This is a genomic window from Nocardioides sp. (assembly GCF_036401255.1).
In the GTDB taxonomy this organism is placed as follows: Bacteria; Actinomycetota; Actinomycetes; order Propionibacteriales; family Nocardioidaceae; genus Nocardioides.
On sequence record NZ_DASWVI010000297.1, the window covers coordinates 1 to 21,702 of the forward strand.

Consider the following 21,702-nt stretch of genomic DNA (forward strand, 5'->3'; position numbering starts at 1 on the left):
AAACTGGCGCCGACTCGGCGTGGCTCAGGGGGAACTGGCGCCGACTCGGCGTTGTTCAGGGGGAAACTGGCGCCGACTCGGCCTAGTAGGAGGGCTGGCTGGGGTCGATCTGGTTGACCCAGGCGACCACGCCGCCACCGACGTGGACGGCGTCGGCGTAGCCCGCGCCCTTGACGATCGCGAGGGTCTCGGCCGAGCGGACACCGGACTTGCAGTGCATGACGATCTGCTTGTCGGCCGGCAGCTTCTCCAGCGCCGATCCGTTGAGGAAGTCGCCCTTGGGGATCAGCACCGAGCCGGGGATCTTGTTGATCTCGTACTCGTTGGGCTCGCGGACGTCGACGAGCACGAAGTCGCGGGTGCCCTCCTCCCGCTCCTTGAGCATGTGCTCGAGCTGGGTGACCGAGATCGTCGCGCCGGCCGCGGCCTCGGCGGCCTCGTTGGACAGCGCGCCGCAGAACGCGTCGTAGTCGATGAGCCCGGTGACGGTCGGGTGGTCACCGCAGAGCGCGCAGTTGGGGTCCTTGCGGACCTTGAGCTTGCGGTACTCCATCTCCAGGGCGTCGTAGATCATCAGCTTGCCGACGAGCGGCTCGCCGATGCCGGTGAGCAGCTTGATGGCCTCGTTGACCTGGATGGAGCCGATCGACGCGCACAGCACGCCGAGCACGCCGCCCTCGGCGCAGCTGGGCACCATGCCCGGCGGCGGGGGCTCGGGGTAGAGGCAGCGGTAGCAGGGTGCGTCGTCCGTGAGCGTCGGCGCGAACACCGACGCCTGGCCGTCGAAGCGGTAGATCGATCCCCACACGTAGGGGATGCCGAGGAAGTACGCCGCGTCGTTGACCATGTAGCGGGTGGCGAAGTTGTCGGTGCCGTCGACGATCAGGTCGTAGCCCTCGAACACCGACATCACGTTGTCGTTGTCGAGGCGCTCCTCGTGCAGCACGACGTTCACGTACGGGTTGATCTCGGCGATCGACTCCTTCGCGGACAGGCCCTTGGCCTTGCCGATGTCGGAGACGCCGTGGATGACCTGGCGCTGCAGGTTCGACTCGTCGACCTCGTCGAACTCCGCGATCCCGAGGGTGCCCACCCCCGCCGCGGCCAGGTAGAGCAGCGCGGGGCTGCCGAGGCCGCCGGCGCCGATGACGAGCACCTTGGCGTTCTTCAGCCGCTTCTGCCCGGTCATCCCGACGTCGGGGATGATCAGGTGGCGGCTGTAGCGACGTACCTCGTCGATGCTCAGCTCGTCCGCGGGCTCCACGAGCGCGGGATAGGACACGGCGTACTCCTTCTGGTCGGTTCGCCTGCCGGACACCCCCGGAGAACATCGGCGGGCACGGCCATGTTCCCTCGCGCGACCGACCGGCGCGGCCGCGCGTCCCGTCATCCGGACGACAACACGTTCCCGGTAGAGTGCGCCGGGTGAGTGCTGAGCAATACGAACCACCGGCTGCCCGAACGCGCGGCACCCGGTTGCCGCGGCGGGAGCGGCGCGCCCAGCTCATGGAGTCCGCGCTCGAGGTGTTCGTCGCCCAGGGCTACCACGCGGCCGCCATGGACGACATCGCCGAGCGCGCCGGCGTCTCCAAGCCCGTGCTCTACCAGCACTTCCCCGGCAAGCTCGACCTCTACCTGGCGCTCCTCGACGAGTCCTGCGACACGATCATCGACAACTGTCGCGCCGCCCTGGAGTCCACCCAGGACAACAAGCAGCGGGTCGCCGCGACCGTGGCGGCGTTCTACGAGTACGTCGCCGGCGAGTCGGGCGCGTTCCGCCTGGTGTTCGAGTCGGACCTGACCAGCGAGCCCGCGGTCCGCGGCCACGTCGACCGGGTGACCACCGAGTGCGCCGCGATGATCGCCCACGTCATCCACGACGACACCGGGCTGCCCGCCGACGCGTGCCGGCTGCTGGCCGTCTCGCTCGTGGGAATGGCCCAGGTGAGCGCGCGGTTCTGGCTCACGGAGCCCGGCGGGATCAACCGCACCGACGCGGCCGCCCTGGTCGCCGGACTCTCCTGGCGAGGCATCCGCGGCTACCCCAAGTCCGACGAGCCCCGGCCCGACGAGCACTGACGAGCACGGATGCCCGCAGCCCGAACCACCCAGAAGCAGAAGGAGGGCCTCGTGGAGGTCAAGATCGGTGTCCAGAACGCCGCGCGTGAGCTGAGCGTCGAGATCGACGAGACGGCCGACCGCGTCGCCGAGCTGGTCAGCGAGGCGGTCGCCTCCGACGGAGTGCTCACGCTCAGTGACACCAAGGGCCGCCGGGTCATCGTCCCGGTCGCCAAGCTCGCGTACGTCGAGATCGGCCACGGCACCCTCGGCCAGGTGGGCTTCCGCAGCTAGCAGCCCGGCGGTCGTCGACGCACCTGACGCAACTGCTGCCGAACCGCCGGCGAGGACGACAGTTCTGTCAGGTGCGTGCGAGAACGGTGGGCAGCAGGCGGGCGGTGATGGCCGCGTCCGACGCTAGCTGGCCAGCCCCAGCTCGGCCATCCGCTCGGCGTGCCGTTCGGTGATCCGGGTGAACATCCGCCCGATGGCGGCGAGGTCGAGGCCGGGACGGTCGACGCCGCCGGCGAGCAGCGCCGACAGTGCGTCGCGGTCGGCCGCCACCCGCTGGGCCTGGGTGAGCGCCTCCCCCATCAGCCGGCGCCCCCACAGGGCGAGCCGGCCGCCGAGCCGGTGGTCGGCCGCGATCGCCGCCCGGACCCGGTCGACCACGAACGCCGCGTGGCCGCTGTCCTCCAGCGACGCCACGATCAGGTCGCGGGTCTCGGTGTCGAGGTAGGCCGCGATCTCGCGGTAGAAGTCGTTGGCGAGCCCGTCGCCGACGTACGCCTTGATCAGGCCTTCGTACCAGTCGGCGGGCGCGGTGTACTCGTGGAACCGGTCGATGGCGGCCACGAACGGCGCCATCGCCTCGAACGGGTCGGCACCGAGCTGGGCGAGCCGCTCGTTGAGCCGCGCGAGGTGGGCGAACTCGGCGGTCGCCATGCTGGCGATCGCGACCTTGTCCTCCAGCGTCGGGGCGAGCTTGGCGTCCTCGACGAGTCGCTCGAAGGCCGAGATCTCGCCGTACGCGATCGCGCCGAGCAGGTCGACGACCGCCTCGCGGTACTCCGGGTCCTGGAAGGCGACGCCGTCGCTCGGCGCGGCGTCGTCCGGCGGGGATGAGGGCACGTGCGCACCCTACCGATAGACTGCCCGTGACCGGGGCCGCCCTGGTGGCCCCCGCAGGTAGTCCTGCACGTACGACGCATGTGCGCGGCAGACCGCATTCCGAGTCCGCCGCATCCGACACTCACTCGGTTGATCCCGGCTGACTCACGAAAGCGACAAGACCCTGACCACCTTCCGCGAACTCGGGGTGCTCCCCGAGATCTGTGACGCGCTCGAGCGCGCCAACATCGTCACCCCCTTCGCCATCCAGGAGATGACCCTCTCCGTCGCCCTGATGGGCACCGACCTGATCGGGCAGGCCCGCACCGGCACCGGCAAGACCCTCGCGTTCGGCATCCCCGTGCTGCAGCGCAGCGTCGCCCCCAAGGACCCCGACTACGCCGAGATCCCGCAGGGCAAGCCGCAGGCGCTGATCGTCGCCCCGACCCGTGAGCTGGCGCTCCAGGTGTCCGGCGACCTCGCGCTCGCGGGCGCCGACCGCGGCTTCCGCGTCCTCACCGTGTACGGCGGGGTCGGCTACGAGCCCCAGCTCGACGCGCTCCAGGCCGGCGTCGACATCGTGGTCGGCACGCCGGGTCGGCTCATCGACCTGTGCAACCGGCGGGCGCTGGACATCTCCCACGTGCACGCGCTGGTGCTCGACGAGGCGGACGAGATGCTCGACCTGGGCTTCCTGCCCGATGTCGAGCGGATCTTGGCGATGACGCCCGAGACCCGCCAGACGATGCTGTTCTCGGCCACGATGCCGTCCGCGATCGTCTCGCTCGCCCGCCGCCACATGCGGCACCCGATGAACATCCGCGCGGAGTCGTCGTACGAGAACGCCACCGTGCCGGCGACCGCCCAGTTCATCTACCAGGCCCACGACCTCGACAAGCCCGAGATCATCGGCCGCGTCCTGCAGGCCGAGGACGTCGCCAAGGTCATCGTGTTCACCCGGACCAAGCGGCAGGCGCAGCGGGTCGCCGACGACCTCGTGGAGCGGGGCTTCAAGGCCAGTCCGCTGCACGGCGACATGGCCCAGGTCGCGCGGGAGAAAGCGCTGACGCGGTTCCGCGAGGACAAGATCCAGGTGCTGGTGGCCACCGACGTCGCGGCCCGCGGCATCGACGTCGCCGGGGTCTCGCACGTGATCAACTACAGCTGCCCCGAGGACGACAAGACCTACGTCCACCGCATCGGCCGGACCGGCCGGGCGGGCGCTTCGGGCATCGCGATCACGTTCGTGGACTGGGCCGACCTGGCCCGCTGGAAGATGATCAACAAGGCCCTCGACCTGCCGTTCGAGGAGCCGCAGGAGACCTACTCCACCTCCGAGCACCTCTACCACGACCAGGGCATCGCGCCGGGCACGAAGGGCCGGATCGCCGAGCCCGCACCGGTGGAGCGCAAGCCGCGCGAGGAGCGCGGTGAGCGGGGCGAGCGGAGCTCGCGCAACCGCAACCGCAGCCGGACCCGCACGCGCTCGGGCAAGTCCGTCGCCGCGGGCGGGGCGGCTCCCGCGCCGGATGCGGCCGCCCAGGACGGCGGCACCCAGGACGGCGAGGCGCGCCCCGGTGGCTCGCGCAACCGTTCGCGCTCGCGCAACCGGCGCCGCTCGAGTGGCTCGGGGTCCTCGGCCGGGTCCAGCGACGTGACGCAGGCCGCGGCCACCGACTGAGCGCCCCAGCCAGGTTGACCCGCCCGAAAGTCACGGGCGGGTCGACGTCAGGCGGTGACGACGACGGTCGTGCCGAGCGGGGCGAACTCCCATAGAGCGACGGCGTCGGACCGCTTCTGGCGCACGCAGCCGTGCGACTGCGGGGTGCCGAGCTGGGCGAGCGTCTGCACCGGCTCGCCACCGTCGATCGGGATGTCGTGGAACCCGATCGCAGCGCCCGTGTCGCCCTGGGTGAAGCGCACGAAGTAGCGCATCGTCCCGGAGTCGTCGATGCCCCACGCCTGCTCCGAGCGGGAGTAGACGGAGTAGGTGCCCGGGTCTAGGTTGTCGGAGACGCTCCCCGAGACCAGGTAGGTGCGCTCGACGTGCTGGCCGCGGTCGACCAGCCACACCCGCTGGCGGCTCTGGCTGAACACGATGCGCCGCCCTCGTCCGGAGTCGGCAGGCAGCACGGCGTCGTCGACCGGGTCGGTCGCGGCGGCGTCGCTGTCCGCGGACCCCTCGTCGACGGTGGCCGGGGGGCTGGTCGAGGGTGCGGCCGCCGGCTCGTCCGCCGCGACGCCCTCGATCGCCGCGGCGCCGCCACCGGACCGCCCGGGCTCGTCGAGGTCGCCGACGGCCGAGGGCAGGACACCGGCACCGCCGAGCACGGCGATCGCCGTGACCGCGAGCGAGGAGCCCAAGGCCGCCAGCCGTCCGTAGCGCGGCCGTACCGGGGCACCTCGGTGCCGGCTCACCTCTTCTTCGCCTTCCCGGCCGCCTTGGCCCGGGGCCGCTTCGCGCGGGCCACCAGGTTCGCGGCGACCTCGCGGTAGGCCTTCGCGCCCTTGCTGCTGCGGTTGGTCGCCAGGATCGAGCGGCCGGCCGCGGGCGCCTCGGCGAACTTGATGGTCTTCGGGATCGGCGGCTCGACCACCTCGAGGTCGTAGGTCTCGGAGATGGTCTCGAGCACCGTGCGCGAGTGGTTGGTGCGCCCGTCGTACAGCGTCGGCAGCACGCCCCAGACCTCGAGGCGGCGGTTGGTGAACCGGCGCACGTCGTGGACGGTGTCGAGCAGCTGCCCCACCCCGCGATGCGAGAGCGTCTCGCACTGCAGCGGCACCAGGACACCGTCGGCGGCGGTCAGCGCCGCGACCGTCAGGACGCCGAGCGAGGGCGGGCAGTCGAGCAGGATCCAGTCGTACTCGAGCTCGGCGTCCTCCAGCGCCTCGATCATCGACTTCAAGACGTGCTCACGTCCGGTGCGGGTGAGCAGCTCGGCCTCGGCGCGGGCGAGCTCGATCGTCGCCGGCACCAGGTCGACCCCGTCCTCGGTCTCGATGATCACCTCGGCCGGGTCGAGACCCTTGGTGAGCACGTGGTGCACCGACAGCTCGAGGTCCTCGGGGTCGATGCCGAGCGAGAACGTCAGGCAGGACTGCGGGTCGAGGTCGACGAGCAGCACGGAGTGGCCGAGCTCGGCGAGCGCGGCGCCGACCGAGGCGACCGTCGTGGTCTTGGCGACCCCGCCCTTCTGGTTGGCGATCGCGAGTGTCGTGCTCATCACCGCCCATCATGCCGGACGGGGGTGCCCAGATGGCGCAGCCACCTGTTTGACTGTGCCGCATGTCGAGAACCGCCCTGGTCACCGGCCCCACGGCCGGCATCGGACGTGCCTTCGCCCACCAGCTCGCCGCCCGGGGCCACGACCTGGTGCTGGTCGCCCGCGACCGGGACCGGCTGGAGGCCGAGGCCGAGGAGCTGCGCGCGACGTACGACGTGCTCGTCGAGGTGCTCCCCGCCGACCTGACCGACCGCGCCCAGGTCGACGCGGTCGCCGCCCGGCTCGCCGACCCGGACCGGCCCGTGGACCTGCTGGTCAACAACGCCGGCTTCGGGCTGAAGAAGCGGTTCCTCGACAACGCCGTCGAGGAGGAGCAGGCGATGCTCGACGTGCTGGTCACCGCGGTGATGCGGCTCAGCCACGCGGCACTGGCCCCGATGTCGCAGCGCGGCAGCGGCGGCATCATCAACGTCTCGAGCGTCGCGTCGTTCCTGCCGCGCGGCTCGTACTCGGCGGCCAAGGCGTGGGTCAACAGCTTCTCGGAGTGGGCACACCACGAGTACGGGCCCCAGGGCGTGCAGGTCACATGCCTGTGCCCGGGCTTCACCCGCACCGAGTTCCACGAGCGGATGGGGGTGCGGCGCGACTCGGCGCCGGGCTTCATGTGGCTCGACGCCGACGCCCTGGTCGAGAAGGCGCTCAAGGACCATGCCCGCGGCAAGGTGTTCTCGATCCCGGGGGCTCAGTACCAGGCCATCGCGACGGCGGCCCGGCTGGTGCCGACGGGGGTGCTCCAGCGGTTCCAGGCGCTGGGGCGCAAGTAGCGCTCAGCCGACCACCGCGGGCGTGGCCCGGCCGGACCGCGCGGATGCGGCCCGGGCCAGGTCGAGCAGCCGCGCGTACTCCTCCGGCGCGGTCGTGTTGCACCCGAGCTCGTGGTCGTTCTTGCCGGCGCCGTGGTAGTCGCTGGACCCGGTGACCACCAGCCCGAGGTTGCGCGCGACGGCGCGCAGCCGGTCGCGCACCGCCGCGTCGTGGTCCTGGTGGTCGACCTCGATGCCGGCCAGGCCGAGCTCCTGGAGCTCGCCGAACGTCTCCTCGTCGGGCCGCGCGAGGCCCCCGCGCCCCCACGGGTGGGCGATCACCGACACCCCGCCGGCCTCCCCCACCAGCCGCAGCGCGTCGACGAGCGGCACCGCGTACCGGTCGACATGGGCGGGCTTGCCCCAGCCCAGGTACGTCGCGAACGCCTCGTCCCGGTCGGCGACCACGCCGAGGGTGACGAGGGCGTCGGCCACGTGGGGCCGCCCGGTCGCGGCCGTCCCGCGCGCGGCCCGGCGTACGTCGTCCGCGGTGATGTCGATGCCGAGCCCGCGCAGCCGCTCGATCATCGTCGGCACCCGCGCCTCCCGCCCGTCGAGGACCCGGCCGAGCGCCTCCGCGAGCGGGGCGTACGTCGGATCCGGGAGGTAGCCGAGCAGGTGCACGCTGCGGCCGAGGTGGCGGGTGCTGATCTCCATGCCGGACACCAGCTCGAGGCGGTGGGCGGCCGCGGCGTCGGCCGCCTCCGCCCACCCGGTCGCGGTGTCGTGGTCGGTGATCGCGAGCACGTCGAGCCCGGCCTCGACGGCGGCGCGCACCAGCCCCGACGGGGTGTCGGTCCCGTCGCTGGCCCGCGAGTGCGTGTGGAGGTCGATGCGCACCCGTGCAGCCTAGTGTCGGCTCACCAGCTGGGGCGCGGCCCTCCGAACGGCAGCTCGACGAGCTGGGGGCCGAGGTGCGAGACGTCGCGCAGGATCCAGTCGTCGCGCAGCAGCAACAGCGCGGACGCGGGTCGCAGCACGATCCACAGCCAGCGCCCGCCGGCCTCCCCCGCCACCACCGACCGGTCGAACTCGCCGTCCGCGCCGCTGGTGGACACGTCCCACAGGTTCACCGACTGGCTGCCGATCCGGATCCGCACCGTCGGCGGACGGTGGCCGATGTCGGCGCCCGGGTCGTCGTACCGGGTGCCCGCGCAGCGGGCGCCGAGACCGGTGCCGGCCTCCTCCGCGACCACGAGCACGTCCACCGGCCCGTCGAGCTCGCTCGTGCCGGACACGCACGTGAGCGAGGCGCGGGCCCGCTCGGGCCCGTCCCCGACCGCGGCGAAGTCGGTCACCGCCCAGCCGGGGCTCAGCGGCCAGGGCAGGTACGTCGGGAAGGTCCGCGTCAGCGCGAGGTGCTCGCCGAACGTCTCGTACGTCGCATCGCCGGCGTGCCACAGGGCCCGGGTCAGCCCGTGCTGGGGGCACGCCCAGCGCCCCTCCGGATCGTCCGGCGCCTCCAGCACCGGCGCGGAGCACCGCACACAGCTCGCCGCGAACGACATGCGTCAACGGTGCGGATCGCGGTGTCGGACGTCAAGAGCACAAGGTCCGTGGGGGCCCCGCGCACCTGACAGAACTGCTGCGCACAGCGCCCGGGGACGACAGTTGGGTCAGGTGCGTGAGGACCACCGCGGGACGGCTCAGGAGTTCCAGCAGCGCAGCACGGGCGTCTCCCGCTCCCAGCCGAGGACCGAGACGGTCGCGGTGTCCAGACGGAAGTGCCGGCCGTCGGTGGCGGGCAGCTCGAGCCAGCGTGCGGCGAGGGCGCGCAGCGCGTGGCCGTGCCCGAACGCCAGCACGGGGCCCGCGGCGCCGCGCGCACGAGCGATCACGCGGTCCAGGCGCCGCGTGATGTCCTCCGCGGTCTCTCCCCCGGGCACGGGGTGCGTCCAGACCGTCCACCCCGGCACGTCCTCGCGGATCTCCTCGGTGGTGGTGCCCTCGTAGTCACCGTACGCCCACTCGGCGAGGTCCCCGTCGACGACGGCGTCCGGGAACCCCGCCAGCTCGGCGGTACGCCGGGCGCGCAGCCGCGGGCTGGTCAGCACCTGCGCGAACTCCACCTCGGCGAGGCGGGGCGCCAGCGACCGCGCCACCTGCTCGCCCTCGGGCAGGAGCGGCAGGTCCGTCACCGAGGTGTGCCGGTGGTCGCGGCTCCACTCCGTCGCACCGTGCCGGACGATCCAGAGCTCGTTCGAGGGATCCACCGCCCGAGTGTGACATGGCGCATACCGCCCCGGGCCGACCGCATCCGTGCCACGATGCCGCGCATGGACCTCACCCGGGCGCGCCTGGCGACCGCGGCCGGCTTCCTCAGCCAGGGCCTCATCCTGCTGAGCCTGACGACCCGGCTGCCGGAGTTCCAGGACCGGTGGCGCCTCTCGGACGTCGACCTGTCGCTGATCCTGCTGATGATGATCCTGCTCGCCGGCGCGGGGTCCGTCGTCGCCGAGACGCTGGCCAAGCAGCGCGACAGCGCGCTGCTGCTGCGCACCGGGCTGCTGATCGTCGCGGTCGGCGTCCCGGTGCTGTGCACCGCGCGGATCACCGAGATGTTCGTGGCCGGCATCGCGGTCTACGGCTTCGGGCTGGGCATCGTCGACGCGAGCACCAACATGCAGGCTGTCGCGTTGGAGCACCGCTACCAGCGGCCGATCCTCCCGTCCTTCCACGGCGCGTGGACGCTGGGCGGCGCCGCCGGCGCCACCGTGACCCTCGGCACCGCACACCTGCCGCTCTCGGCGAACGCCGCGGTCGCCGTCGTGCCGCTGCTGATCGCGTTCGCGCCGTTCCTCCCCCGCGACCACGGTCCGACCGAGCTGCCCGCCGAGATCGCGGTGCCGTGGCGCCCGATCCTGCTCGTCGGGATCGCGATGGTGCTCTTCTACATGGTCGACACCGCGGTGCAGACCTGGGGACCGCTGTTCCTCGACCACACGTTCCCGACGCCGGAGCGGTACGTCGCGCTCGCGGCGCTGACCTATCTGCTCGTCAGTGGCGCGGTCCGCCTGGCCGGTGACGGCATCGTCCGCCGCTTCGGCCCGGTGCCGGTCCTGCGGGCCGGCGCGGTCGTGGGCGCCGCCGCACTCGCCGTCGTGGTGTTCTCCCCCGACTGGCGGGTGGCGATCCTCGGCTTCGCGCTGCTCGGTGGCGGGGTGGCCGTGGTCGCGCCGTTGAGCTTCTCGGCCGCGGCGCGCATCGCGGGCGGCGAGGGCCTGGAGCCCGCGGTGCGGCAGGCCCGTGTGGACGCCGTGATCGCCCGCTTCAACCAGTTCAACTACGTCGGTGCGCTGCTCGGGTCGGTGCTCACCGGCCTCGTCGGGTCCGACTCGCTGCGGATCGGCTTCGCGGTCCCGATGGTGCTGGTGCTCGGCATCGTGCCGCTGGCACCGGCGTTCGCGCCGCGGGTCGCCGCGCTGCGGGTCAGGGAACGCCGGCCATCAGCGACCTGATCGGCCTCGTGGCCCGGTGTCGGGACGCGTCGAGCTAGCTCGACGCGGGGCCGCTCCAGAACTTGTCGGGCTGCGGGACGGGTCGGCCGGGCTGCTCGCCGCCGCGCGACTCCAGGTAGTTGTTCTTGGGCACCATCACCTTGCGGCGGAAGATGCACACGACCTTGCCGTCCTGGTTGTAGCCGATCGTCTCGACGTGGACGACGCCACGGTCGTCCTTCGACGTCGACTCCCACTTGTCGAGCACCGTGGTCTCGCCGTACAGCGTGTCCCCGTGGAACGTCGGGGCGACGTGGCGCAGCGACTCGATCTCCAGGTTGGCGATCGCCTTGCCGGAGATGTCCGGCACGCTCATCCCGAGCAGGATCGAGTAGACGTAGTTGCCCACGACGACGTTCTTGCCGAACTGTGTCGTCTCCTCCGCGGAGTGCACGTCCATGTGCAGCGGGTGGTGGTTCATCGTCAGGAGACAGAACAGGTGGTCGTCGTACTCGGTGACCGTCTTGCCCGGCCAGTGCTTGTAGGTCGCGCCGACCTCGAACTCCTCGTAGCTGCGTCCGAACTGCATGCGCACACTCTGCCCGGACCCGGCCGGGATCGCACCGTGGCTTATCTCACCAGCCGCCCTCACCCGCCGGTGGGAGCCGACTCAGGAGCCGACTCAGGAGCCGCCACCGCCGGCCTTGCGGCGGTGCATCTTCGGTGCGCCACCGACCACCTCGGAGCCGTGCGCCTTCTCCGGCGCCGGACCGTCCTGGTGGACCCCCTTGCCCCGGGCCTGCTTGCGTTCGAGCGCCTCGCGCATCTTCGCCTTGAGGTCGTCGTTGGAGTGGGCGTCGGTCATCGGTCCTCCTGCGCTCGCGCTGTCGGGTCCTCCCACCATGGCACGACAGGCCGCGGGCCCGCCACGGACTTCCGTCCACAGCGGGCCCGCGGCGAGAGCCGGGGACGGCCGGCGTCAGGGCGCGTCTGGTGTCCGGGCGGCGTCAGGGGACGTTCGGCGTCGGCGGTCCGGTCGGGGTGGGTGTCGGGGTGGCGGTCGGCGTGGGCGTCGGGCAGTCCGGGTCGGTGACCACCGGCGGCAGCGCGGCCTGCGCCACGATCATCGGGTGATCGGTCGACCGGCGGATGCGCGGGCCCCGGTTGGCGGCGTACTCGGTGAACGTGGTCTCGGGCGAGCCGAAGATCCAGTCGATGTACGTCGGGCGCGCCGGGCCGCACGAGCCGCCGTCGTTGAAGCCGCCGTTGGCCGCCAGCATGTCCGTGCCCGAGGTCATCCGGCAGAAGTAGATGTCCCGCTCGTTCATGTCGCCGGTGACGTAGACGGGCAGCCCGCTCTCCGCGCGCAGCCGGTTGACCAGGGCGATCTCGATGTCGGTCGCCTGCTTGCGCCACTTCGCCGCCGGGCCGCGGGCGTTGGCAGGGTTGTGGAACGTCGAGAAGTACGCCTCCTGGCCGGACGCGAGGTTGCGCAGCAGCACCACGGGCATCCGCATCAGGTTGCCGTGGAAGTACGGGATCTCGACCCAGCTGGCGCTGACCAGCTCCCACTCGTCGAGCTTCCACGCGACGGAGTTGCGGGTCGCCTTGGGCCCCCAGGTCTGGCCGGGGTAGATGCCGTACTCGTCGCCGGCCATCTGCATGAAGACGCGGTACTGCGGGAGCTCGAACTCCTGGAGGCCGATCACGTCGACGCCGTTGTCACGGATCACGTTGGTCAGCCACCGCATCCGCTGCTCGCCCGAGGCCCAGCCCTTCTTGTTGCCGTGCGGTCCGGTGTGGCCGGCGCCGAGCACGTTCAGCGAGCTGATCGTGAACTGCGACGGCGTGCCCGGGGTCGGGGTGCTGGTCGGCGTCGACGTCGGGCTGGGCGCGACGGTGCCCTCGGCGAGGCGCGCGGCCTCGCCGTCCGAGCCGGTGCCGCCGGCGAGCCGGAGCGCGCCCGCGCCGAGGACCATGCCGAGCAGCAGGGCCGCCACGACGGCAGCACGAGAACGCGAACGTGGGTCGGACAGCATCGGTTCCTCCGGGGAAGGTGAGGCGACGGGAGAACTCTAACCTCCCACCAGCCCCACCAGCCCCATTGGTGAAGCGCCCGCGCGTCAGCCCTTGAGCTGGTAGTCCTTGAGCAGCGAGCGACCGATGATCATCTTCTGGATGTCGGAGGTGCCCTCGCCGATGAGCATGAACGCCGCCTCCCGGTAGAGGCGCTCGATCTCGTACTCCTTGGAGTAGCCGTAGCCGCCGTGGATCCGGAAGGAGTCCTGGACGACCTCGTTGCAGTACTCCGCGGCCAGCATCTTGGCCATCCCGGCCTCGACGTCGTTGCGCTCGCCGCGGTCCTTGAGCCGGGCGGCCTTGACCATCATCGCGTGGGCGGTCTCGACCTTGGTGGCCATCTCGGCGAGCCGGAACAAGATCGCCTGGTGCTGGGCGATCGGCTTGCCGAACGTCTCGCGCTGCTGGGCGTAGGCGATCGCGAGCTCGAAGGCACGGTTGGCGATGCCCACGGCGCGCGCGGCGACGTTGACGCGGCCGACCTCGACGCCGTCCATCATCTGGTAGAAGCCCTGCCCGGGCTCGCCGCCGAGCACCTGGTCCGCGGAGACCCGGTGGCCCTCGAAGACCGCCTCGGTGGTCTCGACGCCCTTGTAGCCCATCTTGTCGAGCTTGCCGGGGATGGTCAGGCCGGGTGCGGTCTCGCCGAAGCCGGGCTCCTTCTCCACCAGGAACGTCGTCATGTTCTTGTAGACCGAGTCGGCGCCCTCGTCGGTCTTGGCCAGCACCGCGACCAGGTTGGACGTGCCGCCGTTGGTCAGCCACATCTTCTGGCCGTCGATCGTGTAGCCGCCGTCGTCGTTGCGGGTGCCCTTGGTCTTGACCGCGGACACGTCGGAGCCGAGCCCGGGCTCGGACATCGAGAACGCGCCGCGGACCTCGCCGGTCGCCATCCGGGGCAGGTACTTGCGCTTCTGCTCCTCGGTGCCGTGCTTCATCAGCATGTAGGCGACGATGAAGTGGGTGTTGATCACGCCGGAGACGCTCATCCAGCCGCGCGCGATCTCCTCCACGCACAGCGCGTAGGTCAGCAGCGACTCGCCCAGCCCGTCGTACTCCTCGGGGATCGTCAGGCCGAAGATCCCGAGCTCCTTGAGCCCGTCGATGATCTCCTGCGGGTACTCGTCGGCGTGCTCCAGCTCGGTCGCGACCGGCAGGATCCGCTCCTCCACGAACGTCCGGACCGCCTTGAGGATCTCGGTCTGGTCCTCGGTCAGTCCCTCGGTCTCACACAGGCGGCCCATGGCGTCCTCTCGTCGACGGCGTCCCGACACGGGACGAACTCGCGGGTAACCTACTTGTTGTACCCCGGCTGGGCCCATGTGACATCGGGCACCCGGGTGAGAAGGGCCACGCCCCAGGACCGTCGCGGCACGCTCAGCCGCCGGTCGCGAGCGGTGGGATCACCGCGTCCGCCACCACGAACGGGTGGTCGGTGGCCTGCTGGACCATCCCGGCCCGGGTGGACCGGTAGTTGGCGAACTGGATCACCGAGGACCCGAAGATCCAGTCGATCCCGCGGTTGGCGGGCGGGGCGCAGCTGCCACCGACGGAGCCGCCGTTGGCCGCCCGCATGGCACCGGAGCCGGTGACCTTGCAGAAGGCCTCGTCGCGCTCGTTGAAGTCGCCGGTGAACACCACCGGGAAGCCGGCCTCGTGGATCCGGCTGACCAGCCCCATCTCGATCTCGGTCGCCAGGTCGCGCCAGCGCTCGTTGTCGCCCCAGCGGCGGGTGGTGGCGGGGTTGTGGATGTTGAGGAAGTAGACGTCCTGCCCGGAGGCGATGTTGCGCAGCCGGACGTAGGGCATCGGCACCCGGTTGCCGTGGAAGTACGGGATCGGCGTCGTGGCGCCCTCGACGAGCTGCCAGGTGTCGCGTCTCCAGGCGATCGAGTTGCGTACGGCGGGCCGGCCCTCGCTCATCCCCGGGTAGACGTCCCAGGCGCTGCCGGCCCGGCTGAGGAACGTGTGGAACTGCGGCTCCTCGAACTCCTGGAACCCGACGACGTCGGCTCCGGAGGACTGCAGCACCGAGGTCGCCCATCCCATCCGGGTGTTGCCGTCGGCCCACCCGGTCTTGTTGCCGCCCTTGCCGGTGTGGGAGGCACCGAGGACGTTGAGGGAGGCCACCCGGAACGAGGTCGGCTCCTGCTGGAGGACCAGCTGGGTGCGCAGCCGCAGCTGCCGCCCGACGGGACCCACCCGTCCCGCGCCGGGCGCCTTGGGCGCGATGCCGGGGCGCCGCGGCCGGAGCTCGGTGGCCGGCAGCACGTCCTGCTGGTCGGCGACCGCTCCCGAGGAGCTCGTCGAGCTGGGCGGCGCGGGCTGCGTGGCGGTCGTCCGCGGCGTGGCGTAGGTCAGGTCTCCGGCGCTGGGACCGGTGTCGGCGGGCCGGAAGATCGCCAGCACCGACACGACGAGGCCGAGCAGGCCCACGACGGCGATCGTCGCGATCGCGGCGCCGTTGCGCTCCCCTGGACCCGGGGGCCCCGGATCGTGGGGACCCGGACCGTGTGATCCGGCGTCGTTGGACATGCCTCGCGAACCCTCTTCCACCCCGGTCGATGCCGGTCCGTGCCGCCGCCGGGCTGTGCTGACTCTACCCCGGACGACCACGTCCCAACCTTGTCGGAGACGGCCCCGCGGACCGGTCCCCGGCAACGCCGAGGACCCGTGTCGGCCCTCGACCCCACCGTCTCATCGGCGGCGGCGCCGCAGACCTGAGCGATGTGCCAGCTCCCGGCCGACCCGACCGACGCGGCCTGCGCGCCGCCGGAGCCGGGCCCGTCGCGACGCGGGTGGCTGCGCCGCTCGGCGGGCGGCCTGCTCCTCGACCCGTTGCACCCCGATCGACGCCAGCGCCCGCACGGCCGCCGCGAGCAGCTCGGCCTCGGTGGGCGCCACCCCGTCGTCGAAGTCCGTCGGGTCCGGGAGCAGGTCGTCGGGGTCGCCCACGACGTCGACGCCGCTCGCCCGCAGGGAGGCGATCGTCGCGCGCGCCTCGGTCTCGCACCAGTCGCGGAACCGGGCCGGCATCCGCGGCGGCGTACCGCCCTGCGGGGCGAGGTGCTGGCGGGCCAGCCACCACTTCCCGACCGGCACGTAGCCGTGCCGGTCCATCAGCTCGTCCGGCACCTGCTCCTTCACCAGGCGCAGCAGCTCGGCCTGGGCGCGACCGAGCGCCGGGTTGCGGTCCCCATGGTCGGTCACCAGGTCGTCGGCGCGCACGCCGAGGACCCCGCAGTAGCGCTCGAGCAGCGTGGATCCGCCGGCGCCGGGCCGCGGCATGATCACCACGTGGATGCGCTCGGGCGGCACCTCCGCCGACCAGCGCTCGATCACCGGCCCGACGCCACGCTCACGCCACCACCGCTCGGCGATCGGTCCGGTCCGTCCGGCGATCTGCTCGACGAAGTCGTCGAGCGCCGGCGCCTCGCTGCCCTGCTGGATCCGCTGCTGCCAGGTCGACGGCAGCAGCTTGGCCAGCCCGCGGATCGTCAGGACCAGGTGCACCTCGCGCCCGGGCACGGCGCGGGTGAGCCGGCGCAGTTGCTCCTCCGTCGCCCCGCCGAGCAGCTCGTCGGAGACCAGCAGACGGGGCGCCCGGCTGGCCCGGGCGGCCGCGACGAAGCGGTCCCACATCGTCAGGGCGGCCGCGGGGTCGCGCTCGGCGTCGAGCTGGTCGAGGACCGTCAGCGAGAGCCACGAGGCCTCCCGCCGGGTGGCCGGGAGGAACTCGACCCCCTGGCTCAGGAGCTGCTGCTGCGAGGCCTGGCAGGTCGCCTGGAGGAACGTCGTCCCGGTCTTGGGCATCCCGACGTGCAGGAAGATCTGCCCTCGTGCCGCGGCCATGCGCGGACCCTATCCGACGGTTCTGACCGGTAGCGTGTGGGGACGTGAGCTCCACCCCAGTCCGCGTGTACGCGGCCCGCCTGGTCGGGCTGCCGATCTTCGACCCCCAGGGCGACCAGGTCGGCAAGGTCCGCGACCTCGTGGTGGCGGTCCGCTCGGAGGTGCATCAGCCGCGGGTGCTGGGGATGGTCGCCGAGGTGTTCGGGCGGCGGCGGATCTTCGTGCCGATGACGCGCGTGACGAACATCGACAGCGGCCAGGTGTACACGACCGGGCTGTTGAACATGCGCCGCTTCGAGCAGCGACCGACCGAGACGCTGGTGATCGGGCAGATGCTCGACCGCACCGTGCGGATCACCAGCTCCGGCGTGAGCGGCACCGTCTACGACGTGGCGATGGAGCAGGCCCGCAACCGCGACTGGGTGCTGAGCCGGGTCGCGGTCCAGGAACCGTCCAAGGGGCTGCGCCGGCGCGGCCAGACCCATGTCGTGGAGTGGCGCGACGTCGACGGGCTGACCCGCCGGGAGGAGACGCAGGGGGCCACCCACCTGATCGCGGCGCTCAACGAGATGCGGCCGGCCGACGCCGCGAACATGATCCGCGACCTGCCCGCCGAGCGGCGCACCGCCGTCGTCGCCGCGCTCGACGACGAGCGGCTGGCCGACGTCCTCGAGGAGCTGCCCGAGGAGGACCAGGTCGACATCCTCGAGCACCTCGACTCCGAGCGCGCGGCCGACGTCCTGGAGGAGATGTCGCCCGACGACGCGGCCGACCTGATCGCCGACCTGCCCCCCGAGACCGCGGCCGCGCTGCTCGAGCTGATGGAGCCCGAGGAGGCCGAGGACGTCAAGCGCCTGATGTCGTACGTCGAGAACACCGCCGGCGCGATGATGACGCCGGAGCCGGTGATCCTCGGCCCGGACGCCACGATCGCCGACGCCCTGGCCCACGTCCGCAACCCCGAGCTCACCCCGGCGCTGGCCGCTCTGGTCTACGTGTGCCGCCAGCCGCTCGAGACACCCACCGGCCGGTTCCTCGGTGTCGCGCACATCCAGCGGCTGCTGCGCGAGCCTCCGTCCACGCTGGTGGCCGGCGTCCTCGACGACTCGATGGACCCCCTCAAGCCCGAGGCCACGATCGACCAGGTCGCGGCCCACCTCGCGACCTACAACCTGGTCGCCGCGCCCGTCGTCGACGAGAACGGCCACCTGCTCGGCGCGGTGAGCGTCGACGACCTGCTCGACCACATGCTCCCGGAGAACTGGCGCGACCAGGCGATCCGCTCCACCGACCGCTCGCAGGGGGTGCGCCGTGGCTGAGCCCCGCACGCCCCGCACCCGGCTGGACACCCCCAAGGAGGCGCGCCGGCCGCTGGTGCGCCGGCCGTCGTACGACTCCGACGCCTTCGGGATCTTCGCCGAGCAGTTCGCCCGGTTCATGGGGACCGCGAAGTTCCTCATCTACATGACGCTGTTCGTCGCCGCGTGGGTCGTCTGGAACCTCGTGCTGCCGGGCACGAGCAGCTTCGACGACTACCCGTTCATCTTCTTGACGCTGATGCTCAGCCTGCAGGCGTCGTACGCCGCGCCGCTGATCCTGCTCGCCCAGAACCGGCAGGAGCAGCGCGACAAGGTCATCGCCGAGCAGGACCGGCAGGCCAACGCCCGCGCCCACGCCGACATGGAGTTCCTCGCCCGCGAGGTCGCCTCGCTGCGGATGGCCGTCGGCGAGGTCGCCACCCGCGACTTCCTGCGCTCGGAGCTGCGATCGCTGCTGCAGGAGCTCGACGAACGTGCGCAGAGTCACCCGGGCGACGACGAGGGCGAGGCGGCCACCGCCTAGACTCGGGGATCATGAGCGCCCCGTCCCTCGAGCAGGTCAACGCTGCTCTCGCGACCGTGAACGACCCCGAGATCAAGCGTCCGATCACCGACCTGGGCATGGTCGACTCGGTCGAGGTCGATGACGCCGGCGTGGTCCACCTGACCGTGCTGCTCACGGTCGCGGGCTGTCCGCTGAAGGACACGATCAACCGCGACGTGACCGCCGCGGTCTCCCGGGTCGCCGGCGTCACAGGCGTCGACCTGACCCTCGGGGTGATGACCGCCGAGCAGCGCGGCGCCCTGCACGAGACGCTGCGCGGCGGGCAGGCCCAGCGCGAGATCCCGTTCGCCCAGCCCGGCTCGCTGACCAAGGTGTTCGCGATCGCCAGCGGCAAGGGCGGCGTCGGCAAGTCCTCGGTCACGGTCAACCTGGCGATCGCGATGGCTCGCTCGGGTCTGAAGGTCGGCGTCGTGGACGCCGACATCTACGGACACTCGGTGCCGGCGATGCTCGGCGTCGCCGACCAGCGACCGACCCAGGTCGACGACCTGATCATGCCCGTCCCCACGCCGAGCGGGGTCTCGGTGATCTCGATCGGCATGCTCAAGCCGCGCCGCGACCAGGTCGTGGCCTGGCGCGGCCCGATGCTCGACCGCGCGCTCGTGCAGATGCTCGCCGACGTCTACTGGGGCGACCTCGACGTCCTGCTCCTCGACCTGCCGCCCGGCACCGGCGACATCGCGATCTCGCTCGGGCAGCACCTGCCCGGCGCCGAGGTCGTCGTGGTGACCACGCCGCAGGAGGCCGCCGCCGAGGTCGCCGAGCGCGCCGGCACGATGGCCTCGATGATGCACCAGCGGGTCGTCGGCGTGATCGAGAACATGAGCTTCCTGCCCTGCCCGCACTGCGCCGCGGAGGGCACCGAGCACCGGCTCGAGATCTTCGGCGCCGGCGGCGGCGCCCGCGTGGCGCAGACGCTGTCCACGCGGTTCGGCTACGAGGTGGCCGTGCTCGGCGAGATCCCCCTCGACACCTCGCTGCGCGAGGGCGGCGATGCCGGCAAGCCGATCGTCGAGTCCGACCCGACGTCCCCCGGGGCGACGGCCCTCACCGCGATCGCCGAGAGGATCTCGGGCCGCGGGCGTGGACTGGCGGGGATGCAGCTGGGGCTCACCCCGACCAGCAAGTTCTAGCGGTCGCGACGAGGCTGTAGGTTCTAGCCCGTGTTCGGGGTCGGCCTGCCGGAGTTCGCGGTGCTCGCGTTCGTCGCGGTCCTCGTGTTCGGACCGGACAAGCTGCCCGAGCTGGCGCGCCAGGCCGGCATCATGGTGCGCAAGGCCCGGACGCTGGCCAACAACGCCCGTGACGAGCTGCGCGCCGAGCTCGGCCCCGAGTACGCCGACCTCGAGCTGAAGGACCTCGATCCGCGCGAGATCGTGAGGCGCCACCTCACCGAGGTGCTCGAGGACGACGACGAGGACGTGCCGCCCCGGCCGCCGCGTCGCGGCCAACGACCGCTGGGCGACGGCGAGGTCCCGCCGTACGACCCCGACGCCACCTGAGCCGCGATTCACCGAGCCGCGGTTCACCGAGCCGCGTCACTCCCGGCTCTGGACCCCCGCCAGGGCGGCGAAGGCCACCAGGAGCGTGCGGTCCGCCCCGACCTCGCCGGCCACGGCCTCCACGAAGTCGGCACCGACCCGCCGCAGGAGCACGTCGTGGGCGGTGCCGTCGGCCAGGTGCACCACGCAGCGCTCCCCCGCATCCGCGATCCGGCGCAGGGCGGAGCCGAGCCCCAGCCTGGCGACCGGCGACCAGGCCACCTCGGGCAGGGAGCGCTCCGAGGCGCCGTGGACGGCCGCGACCGCCCCGAGCCGCAGCACCCAGTCCTGGGCGTGGCCGGTGACGAGGCACCAGCCGTCGCCGACCCGGTCGAGCGTGCCCGACACGAGGCCGAGGCCGATCACCTCCATCCGGACCTGCTGCCCGAGCGAGGCCATCAGGCGGCTGGCGAGCGTGACCTGCTGGTACTCCGTCCGGCTGCGGTCGGCGAGCTCGGCACTGCGCTCGGCGTCGTAGAGCGCCTCGGCCTGCTGCTCGAGGTCGTCGAGCACCGCGAAGAGCTCTTCCTCCCACGTCATGTGCCGACCCTGCCACGTCGCGGCGGCGTCGGCAGCCGGTCGCCGCGGCTCACCCGAGGACGGGCTCGTCGACCGGGGCCTGGCAGAACAGCAGCGCCCACGGGTCGCAGCCCAGATCGGTCGTGCTGACCTCCACCGACGTGGTGACGACGAGCCAGGCGGGGCTCTCGTCCAGGTCGGCGGGCCGCGCCCCGCTCAGCAGTCGCGTCGCGCCGGAGCGCCGCGGCGTCACGATCCCGTCCGGACACATCGCCGCGGACGGCTCCTGCTGGGCCAGCGCGGCCGTGGACCCACGCACGAGGTCGGCGCCGGCCAGGGGTCCCGTCCGGACCCACAGGCTCGTGCACCCCGTGCCGGTGGTCCGCGGCCGGGGGACCAGGTCGACGCTGACGATCCGGCAGTCCTGTTCGTAGCTCTCGACGATCCACCCGGCATCGCGGCTGCCGATCGCGCAGACGAGCTCCTGCCAGGAGTACGCCGGGCTCCCCCACCGCTCGACGGCCGCCCGGTGTACGCGCGCCTGTTCGTGATCCGCCTGCCGCTGACCGGCCGGCAGACCCACCTCGACCGCGGCGGCCGCGGCCTCCTTCGCCTTCGCCACCTGGGCCGCGCCGTGCAGGCCGCCGGCGAGGTAACCGGCGGCTGCGACGAGCACGGCCAGGAGCAGCAGGGCGGCGCACCAGCGCAGGAAGGTCCTCATGCCGATCACTGTGCGCGACCCGCGGGCCCCGCCACCTGCGCACCCGTACTCAGATCGGCCGCCCGGCGCACCCTCGCGCGGCGCCTGCTGTGGATGAACCGTTGACTTCGAGAGTAAAGAGGCGTTATCTGAAGCAAACAGACGCAAACGTATGAATCGCAGGTCTCGGGATGTCCGCACCACCGCTGCGCTGCCTGGCCGTCTGGGTCACCGCGTCCGTCCTCGCGGGCGGGCTCGTGGCCTGGGTGGCGCCGGTGGCGTGGTCGTCCCCGGCCGATCCGGCCTTCGACGACCTCCTGGTGCGCACGTGCGCCGCCGTCGCGCTGCTCGGCACCGGCTGGCTGTGGCTGGCGGCCACCGTGACCGTCGCCGAGGCGGTGCGTGGGCGCCGCGCCCGGACGCCGGGCGTCCCGG

The 21,702-nt window shown here is 72.3% G+C and carries 25 protein-coding genes; 10 read left to right on the forward strand and 15 right to left on the reverse strand.

The genetic code is table 11. From position 1 onward, the window contains the following. Positions 1 to 82: 82 nt before the first annotated feature. Positions 83 to 1,282, reverse strand: a complete 1,200-nt coding sequence (gene moeZ / locus VGD85_RS13935; RefSeq protein ID WP_331064065.1) for an adenylyltransferase/sulfurtransferase MoeZ — start codon at positions 1,280 to 1,282, stop codon at positions 83 to 85. 224 nt (positions 1,283 to 1,506) lie between these two features. On the opposite strand from moeZ, the gene VGD85_RS13940 reads away from it, so the two are divergent. Then, positions 1,507 to 2,079, forward strand: coding sequence for a TetR/AcrR family transcriptional regulator (locus VGD85_RS13940; RefSeq protein WP_331064066.1), 573 nt, complete (start codon positions 1,507 to 1,509; stop codon positions 2,077 to 2,079). Between the two features lie 9 nt (positions 2,080 to 2,088). Further along, positions 2,089 to 2,352: a DUF3107 domain-containing protein gene (locus VGD85_RS13945; RefSeq protein WP_331064042.1), complete on the forward strand. Its 264-nt coding sequence runs from the start codon at positions 2,089 to 2,091 to the stop codon at positions 2,350 to 2,352. A 123-nt stretch (positions 2,353 to 2,475) separates the two neighbouring features. Here the strand turns inward: VGD85_RS13945 and VGD85_RS13950 are convergent, their stop codons facing one another. Further along, positions 2,476 to 3,189 (reverse strand): ferritin-like fold-containing protein, encoded by a 714-nt coding sequence (locus VGD85_RS13950; protein WP_331064043.1) that lies wholly within the window; start codon positions 3,187 to 3,189, stop codon positions 2,476 to 2,478. 187 nt (positions 3,190 to 3,376) lie between these two features. Between VGD85_RS13950 and VGD85_RS13955 the strand changes: the two genes are divergently transcribed. Continuing rightward, complete coding sequence (locus VGD85_RS13955; RefSeq protein ID WP_331064044.1) at positions 3,377 to 4,849, forward strand: DEAD/DEAH box helicase; 1,473 nt, start codon at positions 3,377 to 3,379, stop codon at positions 4,847 to 4,849. A 47-nt stretch (positions 4,850 to 4,896) separates the two neighbouring features. Here the strand turns inward: VGD85_RS13955 and VGD85_RS13960 are convergent, their stop codons facing one another. After that, positions 4,897 to 5,586 (reverse strand): L,D-transpeptidase, encoded by a 690-nt coding sequence (locus VGD85_RS13960; RefSeq protein ID WP_331064045.1) that lies wholly within the window; start codon positions 5,584 to 5,586, stop codon positions 4,897 to 4,899. Next, a complete protein-coding gene (locus VGD85_RS13965; RefSeq protein ID WP_331064046.1) occupies positions 5,583 to 6,392 on the reverse strand; it encodes a ParA family protein in 810 nt (269 codons plus the stop codon). The genes VGD85_RS13960 and VGD85_RS13965 overlap by 4 nt, the downstream gene beginning before the upstream one ends. A gap of 62 nt (positions 6,393 to 6,454) precedes the next feature. Here VGD85_RS13965 and VGD85_RS13970 point away from each other — a divergent pair, with 62 nt between their 5' ends. Continuing rightward, positions 6,455 to 7,216, forward strand: coding sequence for an SDR family oxidoreductase (locus tag VGD85_RS13970; protein WP_331064047.1), 762 nt, complete (start codon positions 6,455 to 6,457; stop codon positions 7,214 to 7,216). 3 nt (positions 7,217 to 7,219) lie between these two features. On the opposite strand, the gene VGD85_RS13975 is transcribed toward VGD85_RS13970, so the two are convergent. The 3 genes from VGD85_RS13975 to VGD85_RS13985 form a co-directional block, all read right to left on the reverse strand. Next, entirely contained in the window at positions 7,220 to 8,095 is an 876-nt protein-coding gene (locus VGD85_RS13975) for a PHP domain-containing protein (protein WP_331064048.1), read from the reverse strand. 20 nt (positions 8,096 to 8,115) lie between these two features. Further along, the gene (locus tag VGD85_RS13980; RefSeq protein ID WP_331064049.1) at positions 8,116 to 8,763 is read right to left on the reverse strand and encodes a DUF6758 family protein; all 648 of its coding nucleotides are present in this window, start codon (positions 8,761 to 8,763) and stop codon (positions 8,116 to 8,118) included. A gap of 138 nt (positions 8,764 to 8,901) precedes the next feature. Continuing rightward, complete coding sequence (locus VGD85_RS13985) at positions 8,902 to 9,468, reverse strand: histidine phosphatase family protein (protein WP_331064050.1); 567 nt, start codon at positions 9,466 to 9,468, stop codon at positions 8,902 to 8,904. A 63-nt stretch (positions 9,469 to 9,531) separates the two neighbouring features. Here VGD85_RS13985 and VGD85_RS13990 point away from each other — a divergent pair, with 63 nt between their 5' ends. Then, positions 9,532 to 10,713: an MFS transporter gene (locus tag VGD85_RS13990; RefSeq protein ID WP_331064051.1), complete on the forward strand. Its 1,182-nt coding sequence runs from the start codon at positions 9,532 to 9,534 to the stop codon at positions 10,711 to 10,713. A 34-nt stretch (positions 10,714 to 10,747) separates the two neighbouring features. Here VGD85_RS13990 and VGD85_RS13995 read toward each other — a convergent pair whose 3' ends face one another. The 6 genes from VGD85_RS13995 to VGD85_RS14020 form a co-directional block, all read right to left on the reverse strand. Then, the gene (locus tag VGD85_RS13995; RefSeq protein ID WP_331064052.1) at positions 10,748 to 11,281 is read right to left on the reverse strand and encodes a MaoC family dehydratase; all 534 of its coding nucleotides are present in this window, start codon (positions 11,279 to 11,281) and stop codon (positions 10,748 to 10,750) included. Positions 11,282 to 11,374: 93 nt separating this feature from the next. Next, a complete protein-coding gene (locus VGD85_RS14000; RefSeq protein ID WP_331064053.1) occupies positions 11,375 to 11,557 on the reverse strand; it encodes a DUF5302 domain-containing protein in 183 nt (60 codons plus the stop codon). A gap of 142 nt (positions 11,558 to 11,699) precedes the next feature. Beyond that, positions 11,700 to 12,692 (reverse strand): endonuclease/exonuclease/phosphatase family protein, encoded by a 993-nt coding sequence (locus VGD85_RS14005; RefSeq protein ID WP_331064054.1) that lies wholly within the window; start codon positions 12,690 to 12,692, stop codon positions 11,700 to 11,702. Positions 12,693 to 12,815: 123 nt separating this feature from the next. Further along, positions 12,816 to 14,015: an acyl-CoA dehydrogenase family protein gene (locus VGD85_RS14010; protein WP_331064055.1), complete on the reverse strand. Its 1,200-nt coding sequence runs from the start codon at positions 14,013 to 14,015 to the stop codon at positions 12,816 to 12,818. 133 nt (positions 14,016 to 14,148) lie between these two features. Then, positions 14,149 to 15,306 carry a hypothetical protein gene (locus VGD85_RS14015; protein WP_331064056.1) on the reverse strand — a complete coding sequence of 386 codons (1,158 nt, stop codon included), beginning with the start codon at positions 15,304 to 15,306 and terminating at the stop codon, positions 14,149 to 14,151. Positions 15,307 to 15,468: 162 nt separating this feature from the next. Continuing rightward, positions 15,469 to 16,623 carry a hypothetical protein gene (locus VGD85_RS14020; RefSeq protein WP_331064057.1) on the reverse strand — a complete coding sequence of 385 codons (1,155 nt, stop codon included), beginning with the start codon at positions 16,621 to 16,623 and terminating at the stop codon, positions 15,469 to 15,471. A 44-nt stretch (positions 16,624 to 16,667) separates the two neighbouring features. Here VGD85_RS14020 and VGD85_RS14025 point away from each other — a divergent pair, with 44 nt between their 5' ends. From VGD85_RS14025 to VGD85_RS14040, 4 genes are read left to right on the forward strand one after another with little or no spacing between them, the layout of a single operon-like run. Continuing rightward, positions 16,668 to 17,942, forward strand: coding sequence for a magnesium transporter MgtE N-terminal domain-containing protein (locus VGD85_RS14025; protein ID WP_331064058.1), 1,275 nt, complete (start codon positions 16,668 to 16,670; stop codon positions 17,940 to 17,942). Further along, positions 17,935 to 18,465 (forward strand): DUF1003 domain-containing protein, encoded by a 531-nt coding sequence (locus VGD85_RS14030; RefSeq protein ID WP_331064059.1) that lies wholly within the window; start codon positions 17,935 to 17,937, stop codon positions 18,463 to 18,465. Before VGD85_RS14025 ends, VGD85_RS14030 begins: the two co-directional genes overlap by 8 nt. Positions 18,466 to 18,476: 11 nt before the next feature. Beyond that, positions 18,477 to 19,640, forward strand: a complete 1,164-nt coding sequence (locus tag VGD85_RS14035) for an Mrp/NBP35 family ATP-binding protein (protein WP_331064060.1) — start codon at positions 18,477 to 18,479, stop codon at positions 19,638 to 19,640. A 30-nt stretch (positions 19,641 to 19,670) separates the two neighbouring features. Continuing rightward, the gene (locus tag VGD85_RS14040) at positions 19,671 to 20,009 is read left to right on the forward strand and encodes a sec-independent translocase (protein WP_331064061.1); all 339 of its coding nucleotides are present in this window, start codon (positions 19,671 to 19,673) and stop codon (positions 20,007 to 20,009) included. A gap of 36 nt (positions 20,010 to 20,045) precedes the next feature. On the opposite strand, the gene VGD85_RS14045 is transcribed toward VGD85_RS14040, so the two are convergent. Next, positions 20,046 to 20,588 carry a hypothetical protein gene (locus VGD85_RS14045; protein ID WP_331064062.1) on the reverse strand — a complete coding sequence of 181 codons (543 nt, stop codon included), beginning with the start codon at positions 20,586 to 20,588 and terminating at the stop codon, positions 20,046 to 20,048. A 49-nt stretch (positions 20,589 to 20,637) separates the two neighbouring features. Next, positions 20,638 to 21,288: a hypothetical protein gene (locus VGD85_RS14050; RefSeq protein ID WP_331064063.1), complete on the reverse strand. Its 651-nt coding sequence runs from the start codon at positions 21,286 to 21,288 to the stop codon at positions 20,638 to 20,640. A 170-nt stretch (positions 21,289 to 21,458) separates the two neighbouring features. On the opposite strand from VGD85_RS14050, the gene VGD85_RS14055 reads away from it, so the two are divergent. Then, positions 21,459 to 21,702: hypothetical protein (locus VGD85_RS14055; protein ID WP_331064064.1), on the forward strand; the 244-nt coding region annotated here is incomplete at its 3' end.

What these genes read in the sequence shown, in the direction of transcription:
- VGD85_RS14000 (WP_331064053.1), bottom strand. Translation starts at nt 11,557, where the DNA reads ATGACCGACGCCCACTCCAACGACGACCTCAAGGCGAAGATGCGCGAG.
- VGD85_RS14015 (WP_331064056.1), bottom strand. Translation starts at nt 15,306, where the DNA reads ATGTCCAACGACGCCGGATCACACGGTCCGGGTCCCCACGATCCGGGG.
- VGD85_RS14045 (WP_331064062.1), bottom strand. Translation starts at nt 20,588, where the DNA reads ATGACGTGGGAGGAAGAGCTCTTCGCGGTGCTCGACGACCTCGAGCAG.
- VGD85_RS13965 (WP_331064046.1), bottom strand. Translation starts at nt 6,392, where the DNA reads ATGAGCACGACACTCGCGATCGCCAACCAGAAGGGCGGGGTCGCCAAG.
- VGD85_RS13990 (WP_331064051.1), top strand. Translation starts at nt 9,532, where the DNA reads ATGGACCTCACCCGGGCGCGCCTGGCGACCGCGGCCGGCTTCCTCAGC.
- VGD85_RS13995 (WP_331064052.1), bottom strand. Translation starts at nt 11,281, where the DNA reads ATGCAGTTCGGACGCAGCTACGAGGAGTTCGAGGTCGGCGCGACCTAC.
- VGD85_RS14020 (WP_331064057.1), bottom strand. Translation starts at nt 16,623, where the DNA reads ATGGCCGCGGCACGAGGGCAGATCTTCCTGCACGTCGGGATGCCCAAG.
- VGD85_RS13945 (WP_331064042.1), top strand. Translation starts at nt 2,089, where the DNA reads ATGCCCGCAGCCCGAACCACCCAGAAGCAGAAGGAGGGCCTCGTGGAG.
- VGD85_RS13940 (WP_331064066.1), top strand. Translation starts at nt 1,507, where the DNA reads ATGGAGTCCGCGCTCGAGGTGTTCGTCGCCCAGGGCTACCACGCGGCC.
- VGD85_RS14010 (WP_331064055.1), bottom strand. Translation starts at nt 14,015, where the DNA reads ATGGGCCGCCTGTGTGAGACCGAGGGACTGACCGAGGACCAGACCGAG.
- VGD85_RS13970 (WP_331064047.1), top strand. Translation starts at nt 6,455, where the DNA reads ATGTCGAGAACCGCCCTGGTCACCGGCCCCACGGCCGGCATCGGACGT.
- VGD85_RS14035 (WP_331064060.1), top strand. Translation starts at nt 18,477, where the DNA reads ATGAGCGCCCCGTCCCTCGAGCAGGTCAACGCTGCTCTCGCGACCGTG.
- VGD85_RS13980 (WP_331064049.1), bottom strand. Translation starts at nt 8,763, where the DNA reads ATGTCGTTCGCGGCGAGCTGTGTGCGGTGCTCCGCGCCGGTGCTGGAG.
- VGD85_RS14050 (WP_331064063.1), bottom strand. Translation starts at nt 21,288, where the DNA reads ATGAGGACCTTCCTGCGCTGGTGCGCCGCCCTGCTGCTCCTGGCCGTG.